This is a genomic window from Methylobacterium sp. E-005 (genome assembly GCF_022829725.1).
Classification (GTDB): domain Bacteria; phylum Pseudomonadota; class Alphaproteobacteria; order Rhizobiales; family Beijerinckiaceae; genus Methylobacterium.
This window is the reverse complement of the sequence record NZ_JAKSYG010000258.1, coordinates 1-606: the sequence shown is the minus strand read 5'-3', so window position 1 is coordinate 606 and position 606 is coordinate 1. Positions and strand designations below refer to the sequence as shown.

The 606-nt window shown below is 63.4% G+C and carries 1 protein-coding gene; it reads right to left on the bottom strand.

Annotated features, from left to right (window positions below; translation table 11 throughout):
• Positions 1–377: 377 nt before the first annotated feature.
• Positions 378–606: transposase (locus MKK88_RS33550; RefSeq protein ID WP_244008139.1), on the bottom strand; the 229-nt coding region annotated here is incomplete at its 5' end.

Genomic DNA, 606 nt, shown 5'->3' with positions numbered 1-606 from the left:
CTTCAAGATCTGAGAGGTCAGGGCCTGCTCGAATGGAGGAGTAAGCGCCTGCGCATTCCCAACGCTGCGCGGCTGATGGATTTCGCCGAGTTTGATCCGAAGTATCTCCACCTGAACCCACGCGACGACGAACGTCCGCTCTCGGGTACGTCGTAGACTGGCTTCTGCGGAACGTCCGCTCCGGGGCAAAGGCACAAGGTCTGCTCCCATCCGGAGCGAAATAACCGGACGATCAGACGAACGACCGCTTTGGAGAAGCGCCCAAGGCGGTTTCAGCGGCTGCGTTGGGTCAATTTTGTTGAAAAACTCGTCGGCGGCCGAGATCGGAGCGCGGGCGGGGCGAGCCCTCGTTCCCGGGCCGGGTTTTCCCCTGCCGGTCAAGCCGGGCTCGGCTGCGGGACCGGGATGATCTTGGCTAGCTTCCTCAGGTTCTGGGCGGCGGCTGCGAGGTGGAACTCGTCCTTCGCTCCGTTTGGTCCTCGTAGCCGGAGGCGGTCCAGCTTCAGGATGCGCATGAGGTGGGCAAACAGCATCTCGACCTTCTTGCGCTCGCGTCGTGAGGTCTTGCCTTCCTCGGACCGCGCGATGTCGCGGGCCATGTCCCGC